Origin of the sequence: Ectothiorhodospira sp. 9100 (assembly GCF_022227565.1) — a bacterium.
Taxonomy (GTDB): Bacteria; Pseudomonadota; Gammaproteobacteria; order Ectothiorhodospirales; family Ectothiorhodospiraceae; genus Ectothiorhodospira; species Ectothiorhodospira marina.
The window spans coordinates 1-393 of record NZ_JAJNAN010000152.1 but is presented as its reverse complement, the minus strand read 5'-3'; the positions used below and the strand labels follow the sequence as shown (position 1 = coordinate 393).

The window sequence follows — 393 nt, the reverse complement described above, 5'->3', positions numbered from 1 at the left end:
CAGTGAGGTGTCTGCTGCTGCTCGATGTACTGGCGCACGATGGAGATCGGCGCGCCGCCGCAGGAGGACGCGAAGTAGGACGGCGACCACAGAACGCCCTTCCAGTAGCGTTTCTGGATTTCCGGGCGCTCTTTGCGAAGCAGGCGGCTGGAGACGCCCTTGAGGCTGTTCACGAGGTTCGAGATGGCCACCTTGGGCGGATACTCTACCAGCAGATGCACATGATCGTCCTCGCCGTCCATCTCGATCAGTTGTGCCTCGAAGTCGGTGCAGAGACCAAACTATAATATCCGCATGCAACAACTCCAAGCCTTCAAGTTTGAGCTACGCCCCGACGGCCAGCGGGAACGGCAATTGCGCCGTTTCGCTGGCTCGTGCCGGTTCGTGTTCAAC

General features: G+C 59.8%; 1 protein-coding gene and 1 pseudogene. One reads left to right on the top strand and one right to left on the bottom strand.

Translation table 11 applies throughout. The features are described 5' to 3' along the window. Window positions 1-275: pseudogene (gene tnpA, locus LPW29_RS15405) on the bottom strand (IS200/IS605 family transposase); the annotation flags it as partial. Window positions 276-294: 19 nt separating this feature from the next. Between tnpA and LPW29_RS15400 the strand changes: the two are divergent. After that, window positions 295-393: helix-turn-helix domain-containing protein (locus LPW29_RS15400; protein ID WP_238628739.1), on the top strand; the 99-nt coding region annotated here is incomplete at its 3' end.